Origin of the sequence: Acidovorax sp. (genome assembly GCF_046294525.1) — a bacterium.
Taxonomy (GTDB): domain Bacteria; phylum Pseudomonadota; class Gammaproteobacteria; order Burkholderiales; family Burkholderiaceae_C; genus Acidovorax.
This window is the reverse complement of the sequence record NZ_JBKBKQ010000003.1, coordinates 65,726-82,038: the sequence shown is the minus strand read 5'-3', so window position 1 is coordinate 82,038 and position 16,313 is coordinate 65,726. Positions and strand designations below refer to the sequence as shown.

At 66.1% G+C, this 16,313-nt stretch carries 12 protein-coding genes; 3 read left to right on the top strand and 9 right to left on the bottom strand.

Translation table 11 applies throughout. The features are described 5' to 3' along the window. Window positions 1-103: 103 nt before the first annotated feature. Together ACK4HJ_RS04840 and ACK4HJ_RS04835 are read right to left on the bottom strand one after the other, a co-directional pair. Window positions 104-1,282: an acetyl-CoA C-acetyltransferase gene (locus ACK4HJ_RS04840; protein WP_409828217.1), complete on the bottom strand. Its 1,179-nt coding sequence runs from the start codon at window positions 1,280-1,282 to the stop codon at window positions 104-106. Window positions 1,283-1,373: 91 nt separating this feature from the next. Continuing rightward, on the bottom strand, window positions 1,374-3,074 hold the full coding sequence (locus ACK4HJ_RS04835; RefSeq protein ID WP_409828215.1) for a PHA/PHB synthase family protein: 1,701 nt from the start codon (window positions 3,072-3,074) through the stop codon (window positions 1,374-1,376). Between the two features lie 113 nt (window positions 3,075-3,187). Between ACK4HJ_RS04835 and ACK4HJ_RS04830 the strand changes: the two genes are divergently transcribed. Continuing rightward, complete coding sequence (locus tag ACK4HJ_RS04830) at window positions 3,188-3,541, top strand: hypothetical protein (RefSeq protein WP_409828213.1); 354 nt, start codon at window positions 3,188-3,190, stop codon at window positions 3,539-3,541. Here ACK4HJ_RS04830 and pgeF read toward each other — a convergent pair. The 3 genes from pgeF to ACK4HJ_RS04815 all read right to left on the bottom strand — a co-directional run bounded on the left by pgeF (window position 3,461) and on the right by ACK4HJ_RS04815 (window position 5,531). Next, window positions 3,461-4,294, bottom strand: a complete 834-nt coding sequence (gene pgeF / locus ACK4HJ_RS04825; protein ID WP_409828211.1) for a peptidoglycan editing factor PgeF — start codon at window positions 4,292-4,294, stop codon at window positions 3,461-3,463. The genes ACK4HJ_RS04830 and pgeF overlap by 81 nt on opposite strands. Before the next feature lie 5 nt (window positions 4,295-4,299). Further along, window positions 4,300-4,968 carry a maleylacetoacetate isomerase gene (maiA, locus tag ACK4HJ_RS04820; protein WP_409828209.1) on the bottom strand — a complete coding sequence of 223 codons (669 nt, stop codon included), beginning with the start codon at window positions 4,966-4,968 and terminating at the stop codon, window positions 4,300-4,302. A 107-nt stretch (window positions 4,969-5,075) separates the two neighbouring features. After that, a complete protein-coding gene (locus ACK4HJ_RS04815) occupies window positions 5,076-5,531 on the bottom strand; it encodes a MarR family winged helix-turn-helix transcriptional regulator (RefSeq protein ID WP_409828207.1) in 456 nt (151 codons plus the stop codon). Window positions 5,532-5,722: 191 nt separating this feature from the next. Between ACK4HJ_RS04815 and ACK4HJ_RS04810 the strand changes: the two genes are divergently transcribed. Next, window positions 5,723-6,418 carry a fumarylacetoacetate hydrolase family protein gene (locus ACK4HJ_RS04810; RefSeq protein ID WP_409828682.1) on the top strand — a complete coding sequence of 232 codons (696 nt, stop codon included), beginning with the start codon at window positions 5,723-5,725 and terminating at the stop codon, window positions 6,416-6,418. A gap of 93 nt (window positions 6,419-6,511) precedes the next feature. Beyond that, a complete protein-coding gene (locus tag ACK4HJ_RS04805) occupies window positions 6,512-7,063 on the top strand; it encodes an NUDIX hydrolase (protein WP_409828205.1) in 552 nt (183 codons plus the stop codon). 46 nt (window positions 7,064-7,109) lie between these two features. On the opposite strand, the gene ACK4HJ_RS04800 is transcribed toward ACK4HJ_RS04805, so the two are convergent. The 4 genes from ACK4HJ_RS04800 to smc are packed head-to-tail and all read right to left on the bottom strand — an operon-like array spanning window position 7,110 to window position 16,238. Then, complete coding sequence (locus tag ACK4HJ_RS04800; RefSeq protein ID WP_409828203.1) at window positions 7,110-9,404, bottom strand: penicillin-binding protein 1A; 2,295 nt, start codon at window positions 9,402-9,404, stop codon at window positions 7,110-7,112. Between the two features lie 54 nt (window positions 9,405-9,458). Further along, window positions 9,459-11,570 (bottom strand): NAD-dependent DNA ligase LigA, encoded by a 2,112-nt coding sequence (gene ligA, locus ACK4HJ_RS04795; protein WP_409828201.1) that lies wholly within the window; start codon window positions 11,568-11,570, stop codon window positions 9,459-9,461. Window positions 11,571-11,584: 14 nt separating this feature from the next. Then, window positions 11,585-12,697: a cell division protein FtsZ gene (locus tag ACK4HJ_RS04790; protein WP_409828199.1), complete on the bottom strand. Its 1,113-nt coding sequence runs from the start codon at window positions 12,695-12,697 to the stop codon at window positions 11,585-11,587. 16 nt (window positions 12,698-12,713) lie between these two features. Further along, window positions 12,714-16,238 (bottom strand): chromosome segregation protein SMC, encoded by a 3,525-nt coding sequence (gene smc / locus ACK4HJ_RS04785; RefSeq protein ID WP_409828197.1) that lies wholly within the window; start codon window positions 16,236-16,238, stop codon window positions 12,714-12,716. Window positions 16,239-16,313: the final 75 nt, after the last annotated feature.

The following is a 16,313-nucleotide window of genomic DNA, read 5'->3' as shown; positions in this document are numbered from 1 at the left end:
TACGCCCTTGACCAGGCAGACTACGCCGCGAAAAACAAAGGCCACACAAACGCGGCCTTTGTTGTTGCTGACACCGGGCGGCATACGCCGCCCGCGCCCTCCGTCAGCGTTCCACCGCCAGTGACACGCCCATGCCGCCGCCGATACACAGCGCGGCCAGGCCTTTCTTGGCGTCGCGGCGCTGCATTTCATGCAGCAGCGTCGCCAGAATACGGCAGCCAGACGCGCCAATGGGGTGTCCAATGGCGATGGCGCCTCCATTGACGTTGACCTTGGCGGGGTCGATGCCCAGTTCCTTGTTCACGGCGCAGGCTTGTGCCGCAAAGGCTTCATTGAGCTCAAACAGATCCACGTCGGCAGCGTTCCAGCCCGCACGCTGCAGGGCCTTGCGCGACGCGGGCACAGGGCCCATACCCATGGTGGCAGGATCCAGGCCGCTGGTGCCAAAGGCAGCGATGCGGGCCAGGGGCTTGAGGCCCAGGGCGGCCGCCTTCTTGGCGCTCATCACCACCACGGCGGCAGCGCCATCGTTCAGGCCCGATGCATTGCCAGCTGTCACGCTGCCAGCCTTGTCAAACGCGGGGCGCAGGCCCGCCAGCGCCTCGGCATTGGTCTTGCGGTTCAGGTACTCGTCGGTGTTGAAGAGGATGGGGTCGCCCTTCTTCTGCGGCAGGCTCACGCCGACGATTTCATCGGCGAACTTGCCCGCATCCTGCGCGGCCGCGGCCTTTTGCTGGCTGGCCAGGGCCAGGGCGTCCTGCATGTCGCGGGTGATGCCGTATTGCTTGGCCACGTTCTCGGCGGTGATGCCCATGTGGTACTGGTTGTACACGTCCCACAGGCCGTCCACGATCATGGAATCGACCATCTTCCAGTCCCCCATGCGCTGGCCGTCGCGCGAACCATTGAGTACATGGGGCGCCAGGCTCATGTTCTCCTGGCCGCCGGCCACCACGATCTCGCTGTCGCCCCAGGCCACGGCCTGCGCGGCCAGCATCACGGCCTTGAGGCCCGAGCCGCAGACCGCGTTGATGGTGAGCGCCGGGGTTTCCTTGGCCACACCGGCCTTCATCGACGCCTGGCGCGCCGGGTTCTGGCCTACGCCAGCAGTCAGCACCTGGCCCATGATGACTTCGCCGATCTGGTCGGAAGACAGGCCCGCGCGGGCAATGGCTTCACGGATCACGATGGCGCCCAGATCACTCGCGGGCGTCTTGGCCAATGCGCCACCAAACTTGCCCACAGCGGTGCGGGCGGCCGAAACGATGACGATGTCTTCCATGGAATGTCCTTGTAGTTGAGGGTGTTCGGTAAGGGTAATTTTCGCAGTGCCCTAAGTCAGGACTTTTGCGTATCACACGTTTTTTATGCCTCTATGCCTTCTGCTTGACATAGCGGCCCGGTGCGGGCTCGATGGCCTTGAACTTGGCGCCTTTGCCATAGCCCTTGGGCGCAGCAATCTGCTTGCCGGCGTGTCCCTTGAGCCAGCCCGACCAGTCAGTCCACCAGCTGCCAGGGTGCTCCGTGGCGCCTTCGAGCCACTGGTCCAGCGTGGGTGGAAATTTGCCGTCGGTACGCATCCAGTGGCTGCGCTTGCCCTTGGCGGGCGGGTTGATCACACCGGCGATATGGCCTGATGCGCCCATCACAAAGCGCTTTTTGCCTGGCAGCACCTGGGTGGAGGCATAGGCCGCCGTGGCTGGCACGATGTGGTCCTCCCGCGAGCCATAAATATAGACAGGCAGCTTGAGTTCGTTCAGGTCCAGCTTTTCACCGCACACGGTGAGCTTGCCGGGCTTCACGAGGTTATTCTCGAGGTAGAAATTGCGCAGGTACCAAGCGTAGAACGGACCCGGCAGGTTGGTGCTGTCGCTGTTCCAGTACAGCAGGTCAAACGGCGGGGGCGTCTCGCCTTTCAAGTAGTTGCCCACCACGTAGTTCCACACCAGGTCGTTGGGGCGCAAGAAGCTGAACGTCGATGCCAGATCCTGCCCTTTCATCAGCCCGCCCTTGCCCATCTGCATCTCGCGGAATTTGACAAAGGCCTCGTCGATGAAGACGTCGAGAATGCCCGTGTCCGTAAAGTCGATCAGCGTAGTGAGGAAGGTGGCGCTGGCCACGGGCTCGTCGCCGCGTGCGGCCAGTACGGCGAGCGCATTGCTAAGGATGGTGCCGCCCACGCAGAAGCCCAGGGCATTGATCTGCTCGGCGCCGGTGATTTTTTGCACCACATCGATGGCGACCATCGCGCCGTCTTCAACGTAGTCGTCCCAGGTCTTGTGCGACAGGCTCTCGTCGGGGTTGCGCCAGCTCACGACGAAGGTGCGGTGGCCCTGCTCCACCGCGTAGCGGATGAGCGAATTCTCGGGCTGCAGGTCCAGGATGTAGAACTTGTTGATGCAGGGTGGCACCAGCAGGAAGGGCCGCTCGTACACCTTGGCCGTGAGCGGTTTGTATTCAAGCAGCTGGAACAGCTCGTTCTCGTAGACCACGGCGCCTTCAGTGGTGGCCACGTTGCGGCCCACCTCGAACAGGCTCTCGTCCGTCATAGAGACATGCCCCTGCGAGATGTCGTGCAGCAGGTTCTGCATGCCTTTGGCGATGCTCTCGCCCTTGGTCTCGATGGCCTTCTTTTGCGCTTCGGCGTTGAAGGCCAGGAAGTTGCTGGGGGCCATGGCAGCCATCCACTGCTCCACGCCAAAGCGGATGCGGGCCTTGGTTTTTTCATCGGCTTCCACCGCGTCGGCCAGGCCCATCAAAGTGCGGGCGTTGAGCAGATAGGCCGCTGCCGAGAACGCCGCCACCGGGTTGCTGGCCCAGCCTTCGCCGGAAAAGCGCTTGTCCTTGACTTCGGGCGTGCCCTGCAGGCCCTGGGCCCACAGTTCCTTGGCTTCGCTGAGGTATTGCTCTTGCAGCGCCTTGAGCTTGGTGGGCGACAGTTGCAGTGCGGGTGCTGCGGGCATGGCGGCCCCGAGGTCCATGGACTGGAATGATTGCAGTGCCTGCGACCAGCTTTGCCCGAAAATCTGCTGGAACTGCTGAGCGCTTTGGGCCCAGGGTGACTCAGAATTCATGCTCTTTCCTTGTGGTTGATCGCTCGCAGCGGCAGGGCCTACGCTTGATGGTCATTGTTGCCCACCATACCCGCCAAGGCAACGGCTTGCCCCAAACACTTGAACACAAACCAATGTACCTGATCGTAATTGCGTGGACCTATGTGACCCTGATGATGGCCGTGGCCGAAGCCACCAGTCCGCAGGGTTCGGTGCTGGGGGCCATCATCACATTTGCGCTGTATGGGCTGCTGCCCATGAGCATCCTGGTCTACATCCTCGGCACGCCGTCGCGCAAGCGCGCTATCAAGGCGCGCGAGGCCGCCGAACAAGCCGCCTATGACGCCGAACAGGCCGCTGTGCGAGAAGTCAAGGAAGCGGAAACGGCCCACGAGCCCGGGGCCGTATCAATCGCGCCAGATGCAGGCGGCAAAGCGCCCGCTGCCGCCGAGGGCGACGCTGTCGCGCCGGTGCGAAAAGAAGGTTGAGGCATTGGTCACGGTGCACCAGGACGCCGTGCTGTCGTTGCCGAAAATCTGCGTGATACCCAGGGCCTCAAGTCGCCGGCGAGCCAGGCCGGCCAGGTCGCACAGGTATTTGCCAGGCGTTTGGTGGCAGGGCAAAAAGCAGGTATGCGCGCCGGGGTCGGCGTCGCAAAACGCGGCCCGCACTTCGGCCCCCACTTCAAAGGCCTCAGGGCCGATGCAGGGGCCGAGCCAGGCAAGCGTGTCGCTTGATGCTTCATTATTGATAGCTGCCAGCGCTTGTCCATCAAGCGCCAGAGCACTAAAACGCTTGAAAACCGCTTCCAGAACGCCCCGCCCGTCCTGGCCTGCCAGCCCCCGCCAGCCTGCGTGCGCCGCCGCCACCACAGCTCCCGAGCGGTGAGCCAGCAGCACGGGCAGGCAGTCGGCCACCATGATGGTGCAGACGGCGCCAGGGGTGGTGGTAACGCAGGCATCGGCCTCGGTGCCGTCGGGGGTAGACCGGTCCAGTTCGACCACATCCGTCCCGTGCACCTGGCTCAGAAAGGTGGCGCGGGCGCCGGGGGTGCGGGCCTGCAGGACCGTTTGCAGCACCTGGCGGTTGGCCACCACGCCCGCAGCGTCGTCACCCACGTGGCTGCCCAGATTGAGGCTGTCGTAGGGCGCCGCGCTGTGCCCGCCCTGGCGCGTTGTGCACAGCGCGTGTACACCCCGCGGCGCAGGCCAGTCGGGTACCCACCAGTCGCGGTGCGGCATCCCGTTCAGGCCTCGAAGTCTGGGCAGGCCGAAGGCTGCGCGGCCTGGAAGGCGGGCAATGCCATGCAGGCGTCGAACGCCGCCATGGTGAGCGGCAGTCCCTCCAGGCTCACGTTGAAGCGCTTTGCGTTGAAGATCTGCGGAACCAGGCAGCAGTCGGCCAGCGTGGGGGTGTCCCCCCAGCACAGCATCGATGGCGCCAGGCCCTGGGCCATGCGCTCCTGCGCCAGCAAGGCCAACTGGCGCTCCAGCACCTCCAGCCCGTTGCGCACCCAGTGGTGGTACCACGCGTTCTTGGCGGCTTCGTCCACCTTGAGCTCATGCACCAGGTACTTGAGCACGCGCAGGTTGGCGATGGGGTGCACGTCGCAGGCCACCGTTTGCGCCAGCGCACGGACACGCGCCCTGGCCAGGGTCGTGGAGGGCAGCAAGGGGGGCGTGGGGTGCGTCTCGTCCAGATATTCCATGATGGCCAGGGACTGCGCGAGCGCCGAGCCGCCGTCAGTGACCAGCGTGGGCACCAGCGAATCGCCAATGCGGTCGGCATAGGCTGGCGCCTTGTGTTCGCCTTTGACGAGGTGCACCGGGACATAGTCGAAGTCCAGGCCCTTCACGGCCAGCGCAATGCGCACGCGGAACGAGGCCGAAGACCGGAAGTAGCTGTAGAGCTGCATGGGGCGAATCTCCCTGGGTTCAATCAACAAAACGGATGGCGCGCAGCGCGCGGTGGCGGATGCCACACCGGTGCTGCACCGGCGCCAGAGCGGAGGCAGCCCCGGCGTCAGGCCCCGGAGGTGCCGGCCGGGTCCTTGTGGTGGTAGACCACCTTGGTGAGAATGGACATGAGGTCTTCCCGCTCCTGCGCATTCAGCGGCGCGGTAAGCCGCTCTTGCACACGCTGGGCGGCGTCGCGCATCTGCAGGGCGGCCACCTCGCCTTCGGGCGTGATCCACAGCAGCTTGCGGCGGCGGTCGCGGGTGTCGGGTTCGCGGCGGATCCAGCCGCGCTTTTCCAGCCGCCCGATGACCGAGCCCGAGGTGGCGGCATCAAACGCCACGCGGGATGCCAGCGTGACCTGGTCTTCGCCCGGGCGGGCCAGCAACTCGTGCAGGATGGCGAACTGCACCGGCGTCACGTCAAACCCCGCGGTTTCTTCCATGAAAAGCGCCACGGTGCGTTGATGGGCGCGGCGCACCAGGTGGCCTGGCGTGTTGTGGAAATCGAAGCTCTGTGCCATGGGCGCGAGTGTAGCGCCCCGCAGCAGGCGGGCCGCAGGCGTGGCACACTGCCGCAGGGTGCCCCTTCAGGGCCCCAACGCACCGCCGAGTTCCAGCGCGAAACGGCCTGCACGCCCCCCCGCACCGCGGTCTCTGGCCCGGTGCAGCGCGCAGGCCCGTTCCCAGATCAGAAAGACCCGCAGACATGACCCTGAGCTATGTGTTCCCCCCGGCCCCCGTGGCCAGCGTGCCCGTGGTGGGCCGCAGCGAGCGTTTCCCCGTGCACCGCATCTACTGCGTGGGCCGCAACTACGAAGAACACGCCAAGGAAATGGGCTTTACCGGCCGCGAGCCGCCCTTCTTCTTCATGAAGCCGGCCGACGCCATTGTGGTGGTCAACGCGGGTGAAACCGGCCAGCTGCCTTACCCCAGCCTCACGGCCAACCTGCACCACGAGATCGAGCTGGTGGTGGCCATCGGCAAGGGCGGCAAGAACATCCCCGCCGCTGATGCGCTCGGCCACATCTTTGGCTACGCCGTGGGCCTGGATATGACGCGCCGCGACCTGCAGAACGACATGAAAAAGCAGGGCCGCCCCTGGTGCATCGGCAAGGGCTTTGATGCGAGCGCCCCCATCGGCCCCATCACCCCGGCCGCGCAGGCGGGGGACGTGGCCAACGCACCCATCTGGCTGCAGGTGAACGGTGCCGACCGCCAGCGCAGCACCCTGACGCAACTGATCTGGAACATTGCCGAAACCATCGAGCACCTGTCGGCGGCGTGGGAGCTGCAGCCCGGCGACCTGATCTACACCGGCACCCCCGAAGGCGTGGGCGCCGTGGTGCGTGGCGACGTTCTGGAAGGCGGAGTGCAAGGCCTGGGCACGCTGCGGCTGAACGTGGTGTAAGGCTGCCCCACGGCGCCTTCATACTCACTATTTGATAGCTACCAGCGCTTTCCCTATAAGCGCTGGAGCCGTATTTCATTCAAAATTCTCGGCATGACTTTTCGCAGCCCCATCAAACACTGCCGCGCCTGTGGCACCGCCGTGGTCTACCGGCTGCCCGACGACGGCGACACCAAGCACCGCGCGGTGTGCACCGCCTGCCACACGGTGCATTATGAAAACCCGCTGAATGTGGTGGGCACCGTGCCCGCCATGCCTGATGGCCGGGTGCTGCTGTGCAAGCGCAACATTGAACCGCGATGGGGCAAGTGGACGCTGCCGGCCGGATTTATGGAGCTAAACGAAACCACTGCCCAGGGCGCCGCACGCGAGACGGATGAAGAAGCCGGCGCGCAGATCGAGATCGGCCCCCTGTTCAGCCTGCTGAACGTGCCGCGTGTGGGTCAGGTGCATCTGTTCTACCGCGCCACGCTGCTCAGTGACCAGTTCAACCCCGGGTACGAGACCATCGAGGCACGCCTTTTTTCAGAAGACGAAGTGCCGTGGGACGAGATCGCCTTCCGCACCGTGAGGGAAACGCTCGTGGCCTACTTTGCGGACCGCAAAGCCGGGGCCTTTGGCCTGCATGTGATCGATATCGAGTAGCGTCACTGGCGCCGTCACCGGCATCGACCGGAGCGTGCCCTCTCTCTCAGCCCCCTACCCGCTCTTCCGCAGGCACGGGTGGGCCCGAATTGCGGGGCACGCCGCCCCCGGGTCCTATGGGTTGCTGTTGCTGCTGCTGGGGGTCGCCACGGAACAGGCCCCGGATCCAGTCGCGCATGGTGTCCAGCGAGCTGTCGGGTGGCGGGGGCGGGCGGGTGTCGAACTCATCCACAAACCGCACATTCGCATCCACCAGCTTGCCGCGGATGGCCTGCTGCATGAACTCGCCCACCATGGGCAATGCGCTGCGCGCGCCCTGGCCCCAATAGTCGCTGCGCAGGGTGATGCGGCCGTCGTTGAAACCCGCCCACGCCCCGGCCACCACGCGGCTTTGCATCAGAATGAACCAGCCGTCCGTGTTGTCCTGCGTGGTGCCTGTCTTGCCCGCCACATCGGCCTGCACGCCGTAGCGGCTGCGGATGGCCGTGGCCGTGCCGTAGTCCACGGCGCCGCGCATGGTGTTGCGCAGGATCTGCGCGGCGCGCGCGTCGAACACCTGCTCGGGCACAGGCTCTGCAAAGGTCTGCAGCACCTTGCCGTTGCGGTCTTCGATGCGAGTGAGCATGACGGGCTCCACATAGCGGCCCAGCGTGACGATGCTGCTGTAGGCCGACACCATCTCCTTGAGCGTGACCGGGCTGGTGCCCAGTGCGAGAGACGGCACTTCTTCCAGCTTGCTCTCGCGCACGCCCAGGGCGCGCGCGACCTCGGCCACGCGTGCCGGGCCCACCTGGTGCATCACCTGCGCGGTGATGGTGTTCTTGGACCGGGCCAGCCCTTCGGCCAGCGACATCGGCTCGTCGCTGGGCGGGCCGCCATCCGTGGGACGCCACACGCGTCCGCCGCCCAGGGGGATCTCGACGGCCGAATCCATGAGCGTGTCTTCGGGCGACGCGCCCTGGGCGAACGCTGCGCCGTACACAAAGGGCTTGAAGGTGGACCCCGGCTGGCGGCGCGCGGCCTGCACGTGGTCGAACGGGTCCTGCGCAAAGTCGCGGCTGCCCACCCAGGCCAGCACATGGCCGGTAACCGGGTCCTGCGCCAGAAAGCCGGCCTGCACGCGCGTTTTTTCGGCCCGCAGTTTCTGCATGAAGGCGGTGTTCTCCAGCAGGGATTGGAGCGCGGCATCGGGCGCCTCGCCCTTTTCCACTGCCGCGCGGTATTCAGCGCTTTCGCGCACCAGGGTCTGCACCAGCTCGTTGGCCGGGCCCCAACCGTTGCGGGGCTGCGACCAGGCCTTGTCGGCCACCTCCTGCAGCTGCTTGCCTTGGCGTGCCACGGCCTGATTGGCGATGGCCTGCAGGCGCGAGTCGATGGTGGTGCGGATAACCAGGCCGTCGGCGTACAAGTTGTAGCCCCGGCTATCGGCCCAGTCCAGCAGCTGCTTGCGCAGGTGCATCGCAAAGTGGGACGCGGGGCCCATCACCTCGGTCTGGCGCTCAAAGTTAACGCCCAGCGGCCTCGTCTTGAGCGTGGCGAACTGCTCGGCTTCAAGCTTGCCGCGCTTGACCATCTGCGACAGCACAGTGTTGCGGCGGGCCTGGGCACGCTCGGGGTTGAGCACTGGGTTGTAGTAAGCCGTGCCCTTGAGCATGCCGATCAGCGTGGCGCTCTCCAGCACATTGAGCTTGCCGGCCGATTTGTCGAAATACGTGCGCGCGGCCATCTCGATGCCGTACGCGTTGTAGAGAAACGGCACGGTGTTGAGATAGGTCTCGAGGATCTCGTCCTTGGAGTACGACGCCTCGATCTTGAACGCCGTGATGGCCTCCTTGAGCTTGCGCGTGAGCGCCTGCGGAAACACGCGCGAGCGGCCGATCTCCTCGGGAAACAGGTTGCGCGCGAGCTGCTGCGTGATGGTGGAGCCGCCCTGCGGATCGCCGCGCAGCGTGTGCACCACCGACGAGAACGTGCGCCGCCAGTCCATGCCCCAGTGGTCATAGAAACGGTGGTCCTCGGTGGCGATCAGCGCGTCAATCACATTGGGGGAAATCTGGTTCAGCTCCACCCATTCGCGGTTGGCCCAGCGGTATTCGGCCAGCAGCTTGCCGTCCACCGACATGATCTGCGCGGGCATCTCGTTCTTGGCCTTGCGGATGTCGCCAATGGACGGCGTGGTGGGCACCAGGGTGAGCGCGTAGACCAGCAGCGCGGTGGGCACAGCCAGCACCGTGAAAAACATGGCCCAGCGCAGCGGCCGGGGAATCCACGCGAACCAACCTGCCACGCGGCGCAACAGGGCCTGGCAGCGGGCCCAAAGGGAAAGGAGGAAGGTACGCATCGGGTTCATTCAACCGGGTGGGGGGTGTCAGGGGGCGAGGCGCTGGCTTGGCCTTCAGGCCGCCTTCGGGCCCGCCAGCAATGCCAGCATGCCTGCTTCGTCCAGCACGGGTACGCCCAGCTCCTGGGCCTTGGCCAGCTTGCTGCCGGCCTCTTCGCCGGCCACCACGTAGCTGGTCTTCTTGCTGACCGAGCCCGACACCTTGGCGCCGGCTGCTTCCAGCATGTCCTTGGCCGCGTCGCGGCTGAGGGTGGGCAGCGTGCCCGTCAGCACAATGGTCATGCCCGCCAGCACCTGCGGTGCTTTCTCGCCGCGGGCTTGCTCGGGCCACTTCACGCCACAGGCAATGAGCTGCTCCACCACTTCGCGGTTATGGGGCTGCTGGAAGAAGGTGTGCACGCTCTGCGCGACGATGGGGCCTACATCGGGCACTTCCAGCAACTGCTCCACGCTGGCCGCCGTCTCTAGAGACGAGCCCATCAGCGCATCCAGCGTGCCGAAATGCTTGGCCAGGTCCTTGGCCGTGGATTCGCCCACATGGCGGATGCCCAGGCCGAACAGGAAACGCGCAAGCGTGGTGTCCTTGGATTTTTCCAGCGCGGCGAGCACGTTCTGCGCGGATTTCTCGGCCATGCGCTCCAGCGCAACCAGGGACGAAAGGCCCAGCCGGTACAGATCTGGCAGCGTGCGGATCACGTTGGACTCGACCAATTGGTCGACCAACTTGTCGCCCAGCCCCTCGATGTCCATGGCGCGGCGCGCGGCAAAGTGCAGGATGGCTTCCTTGCGCTGCGCAGCGCAGAACAGGCCGCCCGTGCAGCGGTGGTTGGCCTCGCCCTTTTCACGCACCACGTCGCTGCCGCAGATGGGGCACTGCGTGGGCATCCGGAAGTTCTTGACGTACGCCGGGCGCGGACCCGTGGCCATCACGCCAACCACTTCAGGAATCACATCGCCAGCACGGCGCACGATGACCTGGTCGCCCACGCGCACGCCCTTCTTGCGGATTTCGAACAGGTTGTGCAACGTGGCGTTGGTGACCGTGACGCCGCCCACAAACACCGGCGCCAGCCGCGCCACGGGCGTCAGCTTGCCGGTGCGGCCCACTTGCACGTCGATGCCTTCCACCCGGGTGGCCATCTCCTGCGCGGGGTACTTGTGGGCCACGGCCCAGCGCGGTTCGCGCGTCTTGAAGCCCAGATCGCGCTGAAGATCAAGCCGGTTGACCTTGTACACGACGCCGTCGATGTCATACGGCAGTGCATCGCGGCTGGCACCCACCTGTTGGTGAAATGCTACCAATTCCGCAGCACCCAGCGCAAGCTGGACCTGCTCTGCAACCGGAAAACCCCATGATTTGAGGGTCAGCAGCATCTCCAAATGCGTGCGGAAATGCGGCCCGCCCTCGGCAGGCGGCGTGACGGCGCCCAGGCCGTAGGCAAAAAAGCTCAGGGGCCGCTGGGCGGTGATGTTGGAGTCAAGCTGGCGCACTGCGCCGGCGGCGGCATTGCGGGGGTTCACAAAGGTCTTGCCGCCCTGCTCGCGCTGGCGCTCGTTCAGCGCGTTGAAGTCCGAGCGGCGCATGTAGACCTCGCCACGCACCTCCAGCAAGGCCGGAACATCCTTGGGCAAGGTCAGCGGGATCTGGCGGATGGTGCGGATGTTGTGCGTCACGTCTTCGCCCACCTCGCCATCCCCGCGCGTGGCAGCCTGCACCAGACGACCGTTTTCGTAGCGCAGGCTCATGGCCAAGCCGTCGAACTTGGGCTCAGCCACGTATTCGATGGCAGGGTCCGACTCAGCGAGGCCCAGCTCGCGCCGCACGCGCGCATCGAACGCCTGGGCGCCTGTGGCCTCGGTGTCGGTCTCGGTGTGGATGCTGAGCATGGGCACCGTGTGACGCACCGGCGCCAGGCCCTCCATCACCGCGCCAATCACGCGCTGCGTGGGTGAATCGGGGGTGATGAGGTCGGGGTGCTCGTGCTCCAGCCCTTGGAGTTCGCGGAATACGCGGTCGTATTCGGCGTCGGGCACGGTGGGCTGGTCCAGCACGTAGTACTGGTGCGCCCAGGTATTGAGCCGGGCACGAAGCGCTTCAATTTTTGTAGCTGCTTGCGCTTTATCCACGGGCGTTGCAGCCGAAAAAAGGTCCAAACTATCAGTCATGACTGCGCCAACGCTCAACTAAAGAGGCGCCGGGCCAGTACAGACCCCGCTGACAGATCCCGCCCGTCGAGCTGGTCATACAGCAGCTCCAGGTCGGCTGCAATCGGATCCATCGCCATGGCGGGCAGCGGGGTGCCGTTCTGGTCGCACAGCACGCCGTCCATGGCCTGGCACAGGGCGGCGGCCACGTCGCGCAGGCGGGCGAAGGGTTGTTCGGTGCGGTGCACCTGGGCGACATCCAGGCTCAGCGTGATGTCGCGGATGGCGGATTGCTCGGGGTCGTCGGCCAACGCGGCCTGGGTGTCAAAGCCCAGCGTGAGCAGCGGAGGCAAGCCCGGGGTACTGGCGGGCAGCACAAGGCGGCCGGGCATGGCGCCGGGCACGAAGCCCAGGCGTGCGGCGTTCTGCTGCACATAACCCGGGCTCCACGCGGCCTGGCGGGCGCGCAGCATGAACATGAGCTGCGCGTCGTGGTCGCTGGCAAACTGGTCCAGCTCGCGCGCACGGGCCACTTCCTGCAGCATGTCGGGGAAGTCCGCAGCGGCGTTGATGGCGTCTGCAAAGGCCTGGGCCTTGACCACGAACTCCGAGAACTCGATCTCGTTGAGCGCGCCCATGCGGTTGGCCAGTTGCACACCCGCCTGGAACGACTGGTAGCGCTGGCCGGGGGCCGGGGTTTCCCACTGCTGGGTGGCCTCGTTCAGGCCTTCGATGGCAAAGGGCTTGCTGCCAGCGCGGCGTGTGGGCGGCAAGGCGGCCAGGGCGGCGTCGCCGGACACCAACTGCTCGGCCTGCAGCGGCGCAATCACGTCGATGAGCGGGTCCAGTCCAGGGCGGCGCTCCAGCGACGACGCGGGCACCGGCAGCTGCAGCGCATCGCTAGCGTCCACGGCATGCGCCGAGGGCTCGGGGCCCCGGTCCAATCCCTGGAATTCGCCCGGCGCAAGGGCTGCGGCACCGGCGTCAAAACCGGGTTCGCGCCGCTGGGCGCCGTCGGCCACGGGCTCGTGCTCCGGCGGCAAGGCGCGCTTGGGCGCGTTGCGGCGCGAGGTCCAGGTGTTGTAGGCCACGATCAGGGCCAGCACCAGGCCACCGATGATGGCCAGACTCAGTTGCAATGTGCTCATGTTGGAATGAATGGGTTCAAGCGTCCACCATCGAGAGGGCCGATTCCATATCGACGGCCACGATGCGCGACACGCCCTGCTCCTGCATGGTTACGCCGATCAGTTGCTCGGCCATTTCCATCGCGATCTTGTTGTGGCTGATGAACAAAAACTGGGTGCCCTTGCTCATGCTGGACACAAGCTTGGCGTAGCGTTCGGTGTTGGCGTCGTCCAGCGGCGCGTCCACCTCGTCCAGCAGGCAGAACGGCGCGGGGTTGAGCTGGAAGATGGCGAACACCAGCGCGATGGCCGTGAGCGCCTTTTCGCCGCCTGACAACAGGTGGATGGTCTGGTTCTTCTTGCCGGGCGGCTGCGCCATCACCTGCACGCCAGAGTCCAGGATTTCGTCGCCGGTGATGATGAGCTTGGCCTGGCCGCCGCCGAACAGCTCGGGGAACATGCGGCCAAAGTGCGCGTTCACGGTGTCGAAGGTGCCCGAGAGCAGCTGGCGCGTTTCGCCGTCGATCTTGCGGATCGCGTCTTCCAGCGTGTTCATGGCCTCGGTGAGGTCGGCAGTCTGCGCATCGAGGAACACCTTGCGTTCGCTGGCCAGCTTCAGTTCATCCAGCGCGGCCAAGTTGACCGCGCCCAAGGCGGCGATCTCGCGGTGCAGGCGGTCGATTTCGCCTTGCAGGCCGCCCATGCGCACATTGCCTTCGGTGATGGACTGTGCCACGGCCTCCAGGTCGGCCTGGGCGTCGGCCAGCAAGGTCGTGTACTGCTCCAGGCCCAGGCGCGCGGCCTGCTCCTTGAGCTGGAATTCGGTGATGCGCTGGCGCAGCGGGTCCAGGGCACGCTCCAGCTGCATGCGGCGTTCGTCACTCGCGCGCAGCTTGGTGGTCAGGTCGTCGTATTCGCTGCGCTGGGCGCCCAGGGCCTTTTCGCGTTCCATCTTCAATTCGAGCGCGGCTTGCAGGCCGCCCTGGGCGGCGGCGTCGGACAGGCGGGCGAGTTCATCGCGCGCACGCTGCTCTTCGTCGGCCAGGGCCTTGGCCTGCTGCGTGGCGGTTTCGATGGAGCGGTTGAGTTCGGCGCGGCGCGCTTCCAGGCTGCGCTGCGAGAACGTGGCCTCCTGCGCCTGGCGCTCCAGCGTGCGCTGCTGCTCGCGACAGGCGGCCAGCTTGCGCTCCGCCTCGATGACTTTGTCGCCCAGCTGGGCCTCGCGCTCCTGGCTGTCGGCCAGTTGCATGTCCAGCTCTTCAAAGCGTGCCTCGGCGGCCACGCGGCGCTCCTGCAGGTCGGCCAGCTGGGCCTCCACCTCGGCCAGGTCGCCATCGATCTGCTGGCTGCGCGCGCGGGTTTGTTCGGCCAACTGCGTGAGGCGCAAGGTCTCGACCTGCAGCTCATGGGCACGGCTCTGGGTTTCGGTGGCTTCACGGCGTGCGGAGACCAGGCGTTGCGAGGCGTCGGCATAGGCCGCTTCTGCACGGACCAGGGCGGTGCGTGATTCTTCGGCGATCAGTGCCTGCGCGCGCAGTTCCTTTTCAAGGTGTTCGATCTCTTGCGCGCGGGCCAACATGCCGGACTGCTCGGAGTCCTGCGCATAAAAGCTCACGCTGTGGGCGCTGACGGCATGGCCCGTGGGCACAAACACCACCTCGCCAGGCTGCAGCGCGCTGCGGCGGGCCAGTGCGTCGTCCAGCGTGGGCGCGGTGTAGCAGCCTTGCAACCAGTCCACCAACACCGCCCGCAGGCCCGCGTCGTTCAGGCGCAGCAGGTCCGACAGGCGGGCGTGGGGCGACGATGTTTCGGGGTGGCCCGCAGCCGGGGCGCTGTAGAAGGCCAGCCGCGCAGGCGGTGCATCGTTGCCGCCGGAGCCCAGAAAACCGCGCACCATGTCCAGGCGCCCGACTTCCAGCGCGGCCAGACGCTCGCGCAGAGCGGCTTCGAGCGCGTTTTCCCAGCCCTTTTCGATGTGGATGCGGCTCCACAGACCTTGCAGGCCATCGAGGCCGTGTTTGGCAAGCCAGGGACGCAGCTTACCGTCGGTCTTGACCTTTTCCTGCAGGGCCTTCAGGGCCTCCATGCGGGCCGACAGCTCGGCCTGGCGCGCACTTTCGGCGTTCACTGCCTGCTGGCGGGCGCGGCGGTCTTCGTCCAGCTGGGGCACGGACTCCTGCAGCTCGTACAACCGTGCCTCGGTGGTTTCGGCAATCTCCTGCGCTTCTTCGAGCTGCTCGCGCAGGTTGTTCAGGCGGGCTTCGTCGGGCGCGGCCAGCGCGTTGCGGTCAGTGCGCAGGCGTTCAAAGCGGGCGTCGAGCTGGCGGCTTTGCTCGTCAAAGCTGCGTTGCTCGGCGGCCAGCACGCCAATCTGCTGTTGCACCTGCACGACGCTGCTGCGCTGCTCGGCCGTGCGGGCCTGGGCCTGGCGCAAGGCTTCTTCCAGGTCGGGCAGCTGCATGGCCTGCTCTTCGACCTGCGCGGCGAGCAGTTCGGCGCGCTCTTCGGCGTCCACGCCGGCGCCGGCCAGGTTTTCCAGCTCCACATCGGCATCTTCCTTGCGGGCTTGCCACTGCGCGATCTGCTCGGCCAGCTGCACCAGGCGTTGCTCCACGCGCTGGCGGCCTTCGACCACGTAGCGGATCTCGGCTTCGAGCTTGCCCACTTCGGCTGTCGCTTCATAGAGCTTGCCCTGGGCCTGATTGACCTGGTCGCCCGCAGCATAGTGGGCCTGGCGGATGGTTTCGAGGTCCGACTCCACGGCGCGCAGATCGGCCATGCGCGATTCGAGGTCGTTCACGGCCTGCAGGCCATCGAGGCGCACCTTGTTCTGCTGCTCTTCCGCCTCGGCCCGCTTCAAAAACCACAGCTGGTGCTGCTTGAGCGTCGCGTCTGCATGCAGGGTGTTGTACTTGGCAGCCACCTCGGCCTGCTTTTCGAGCTTTTCGAGGTTGGCGTTCAACTCGCGCAGGATGTCTTCGACCCGCGTGAGGTTTTCGCGCGTGTCCGACAGGCGGTTTTCTGTCTCGCGGCGGCGCTCCTTGTACTTGGAGACACCGGCGGCCTCTTCGAGGAACAGGCGCAGTTCCTCGGGGCGGCTTTCAATGATGCGGCTGATGGTGCCCTGGCCGATGATGGCGTAGGCGCGGGGCCCGAGGCCCGTGCCCAGGAACACGTCCTGCACGTCCCTGCGCCGCACGGGCTGGTTGTTCAGAAAGTAGCTGCTGGTGCCATCGCGGGTAAGCACGCGGCGCACCGCGATTTCGCCAAACTGGCCCCACTGGCCGCCCGCGCGGTGGTCGGAGTTGTCGAACACCAGCTCCACACTGGCGCGGCTGGCCTGCTTGCGGGTGGTGGTGCCGCTGAAGATCACGTCCTGCATGCTCTCGCCGCGCAGCTCGCTGGCCTTGCTCTCGCCCAGCACCCAGCGCACCGCATCCATGATGTTGGACTTGCCGCAGCCATTCGGCCCCACCACGCCGACCAGTTGCCCGGGCAGCATGAAGTTGGTGGGTTCAGCGAACGACTTGAAGCCGGAGAGCTTGATCGAGGTAAGGCGCACGGATGAGGGGTGTGGCTAGAGGATTGTCAGCGGACTGGCAGCGCCGGACGGGCGCCGGCCCCGCGCAAGGGCGGA

Excerpts from the sequence above, each read along its gene's own strand:
- ligA (WP_409828201.1), bottom strand. The coding sequence starts at position 11,570 with ATGACTGATAGTTTGGACCTTTTTTCGGCTGCAACGCCCGTGGATAAA.
- ACK4HJ_RS04835 (WP_409828215.1), bottom strand. The coding sequence starts at position 3,074 with ATGAATTCTGAGTCACCCTGGGCCCAAAGCGCTCAGCAGTTCCAGCAG.
- ACK4HJ_RS04840 (WP_409828217.1), bottom strand. The coding sequence starts at position 1,282 with ATGGAAGACATCGTCATCGTTTCGGCCGCCCGCACCGCTGTGGGCAAG.
- ACK4HJ_RS04790 (WP_409828199.1), bottom strand. The coding sequence starts at position 12,697 with ATGAGCACATTGCAACTGAGTCTGGCCATCATCGGTGGCCTGGTGCTG.
- ACK4HJ_RS04815 (WP_409828207.1), bottom strand. The coding sequence starts at position 5,531 with ATGGCACAGAGCTTCGATTTCCACAACACGCCAGGCCACCTGGTGCGC.
- ACK4HJ_RS04830 (WP_409828213.1), top strand. The coding sequence starts at position 3,188 with ATGTACCTGATCGTAATTGCGTGGACCTATGTGACCCTGATGATGGCC.
- pgeF (WP_409828211.1), bottom strand. The coding sequence starts at position 4,294 with ATGCCGCACCGCGACTGGTGGGTACCCGACTGGCCTGCGCCGCGGGGT.
- ACK4HJ_RS04800 (WP_409828203.1), bottom strand. The coding sequence starts at position 9,404 with ATGCGTACCTTCCTCCTTTCCCTTTGGGCCCGCTGCCAGGCCCTGTTG.
- maiA (WP_409828209.1), bottom strand. The coding sequence starts at position 4,968 with ATGCAGCTCTACAGCTACTTCCGGTCTTCGGCCTCGTTCCGCGTGCGC.
- ACK4HJ_RS04805 (WP_409828205.1), top strand. The coding sequence starts at position 6,512 with ATGACTTTTCGCAGCCCCATCAAACACTGCCGCGCCTGTGGCACCGCC.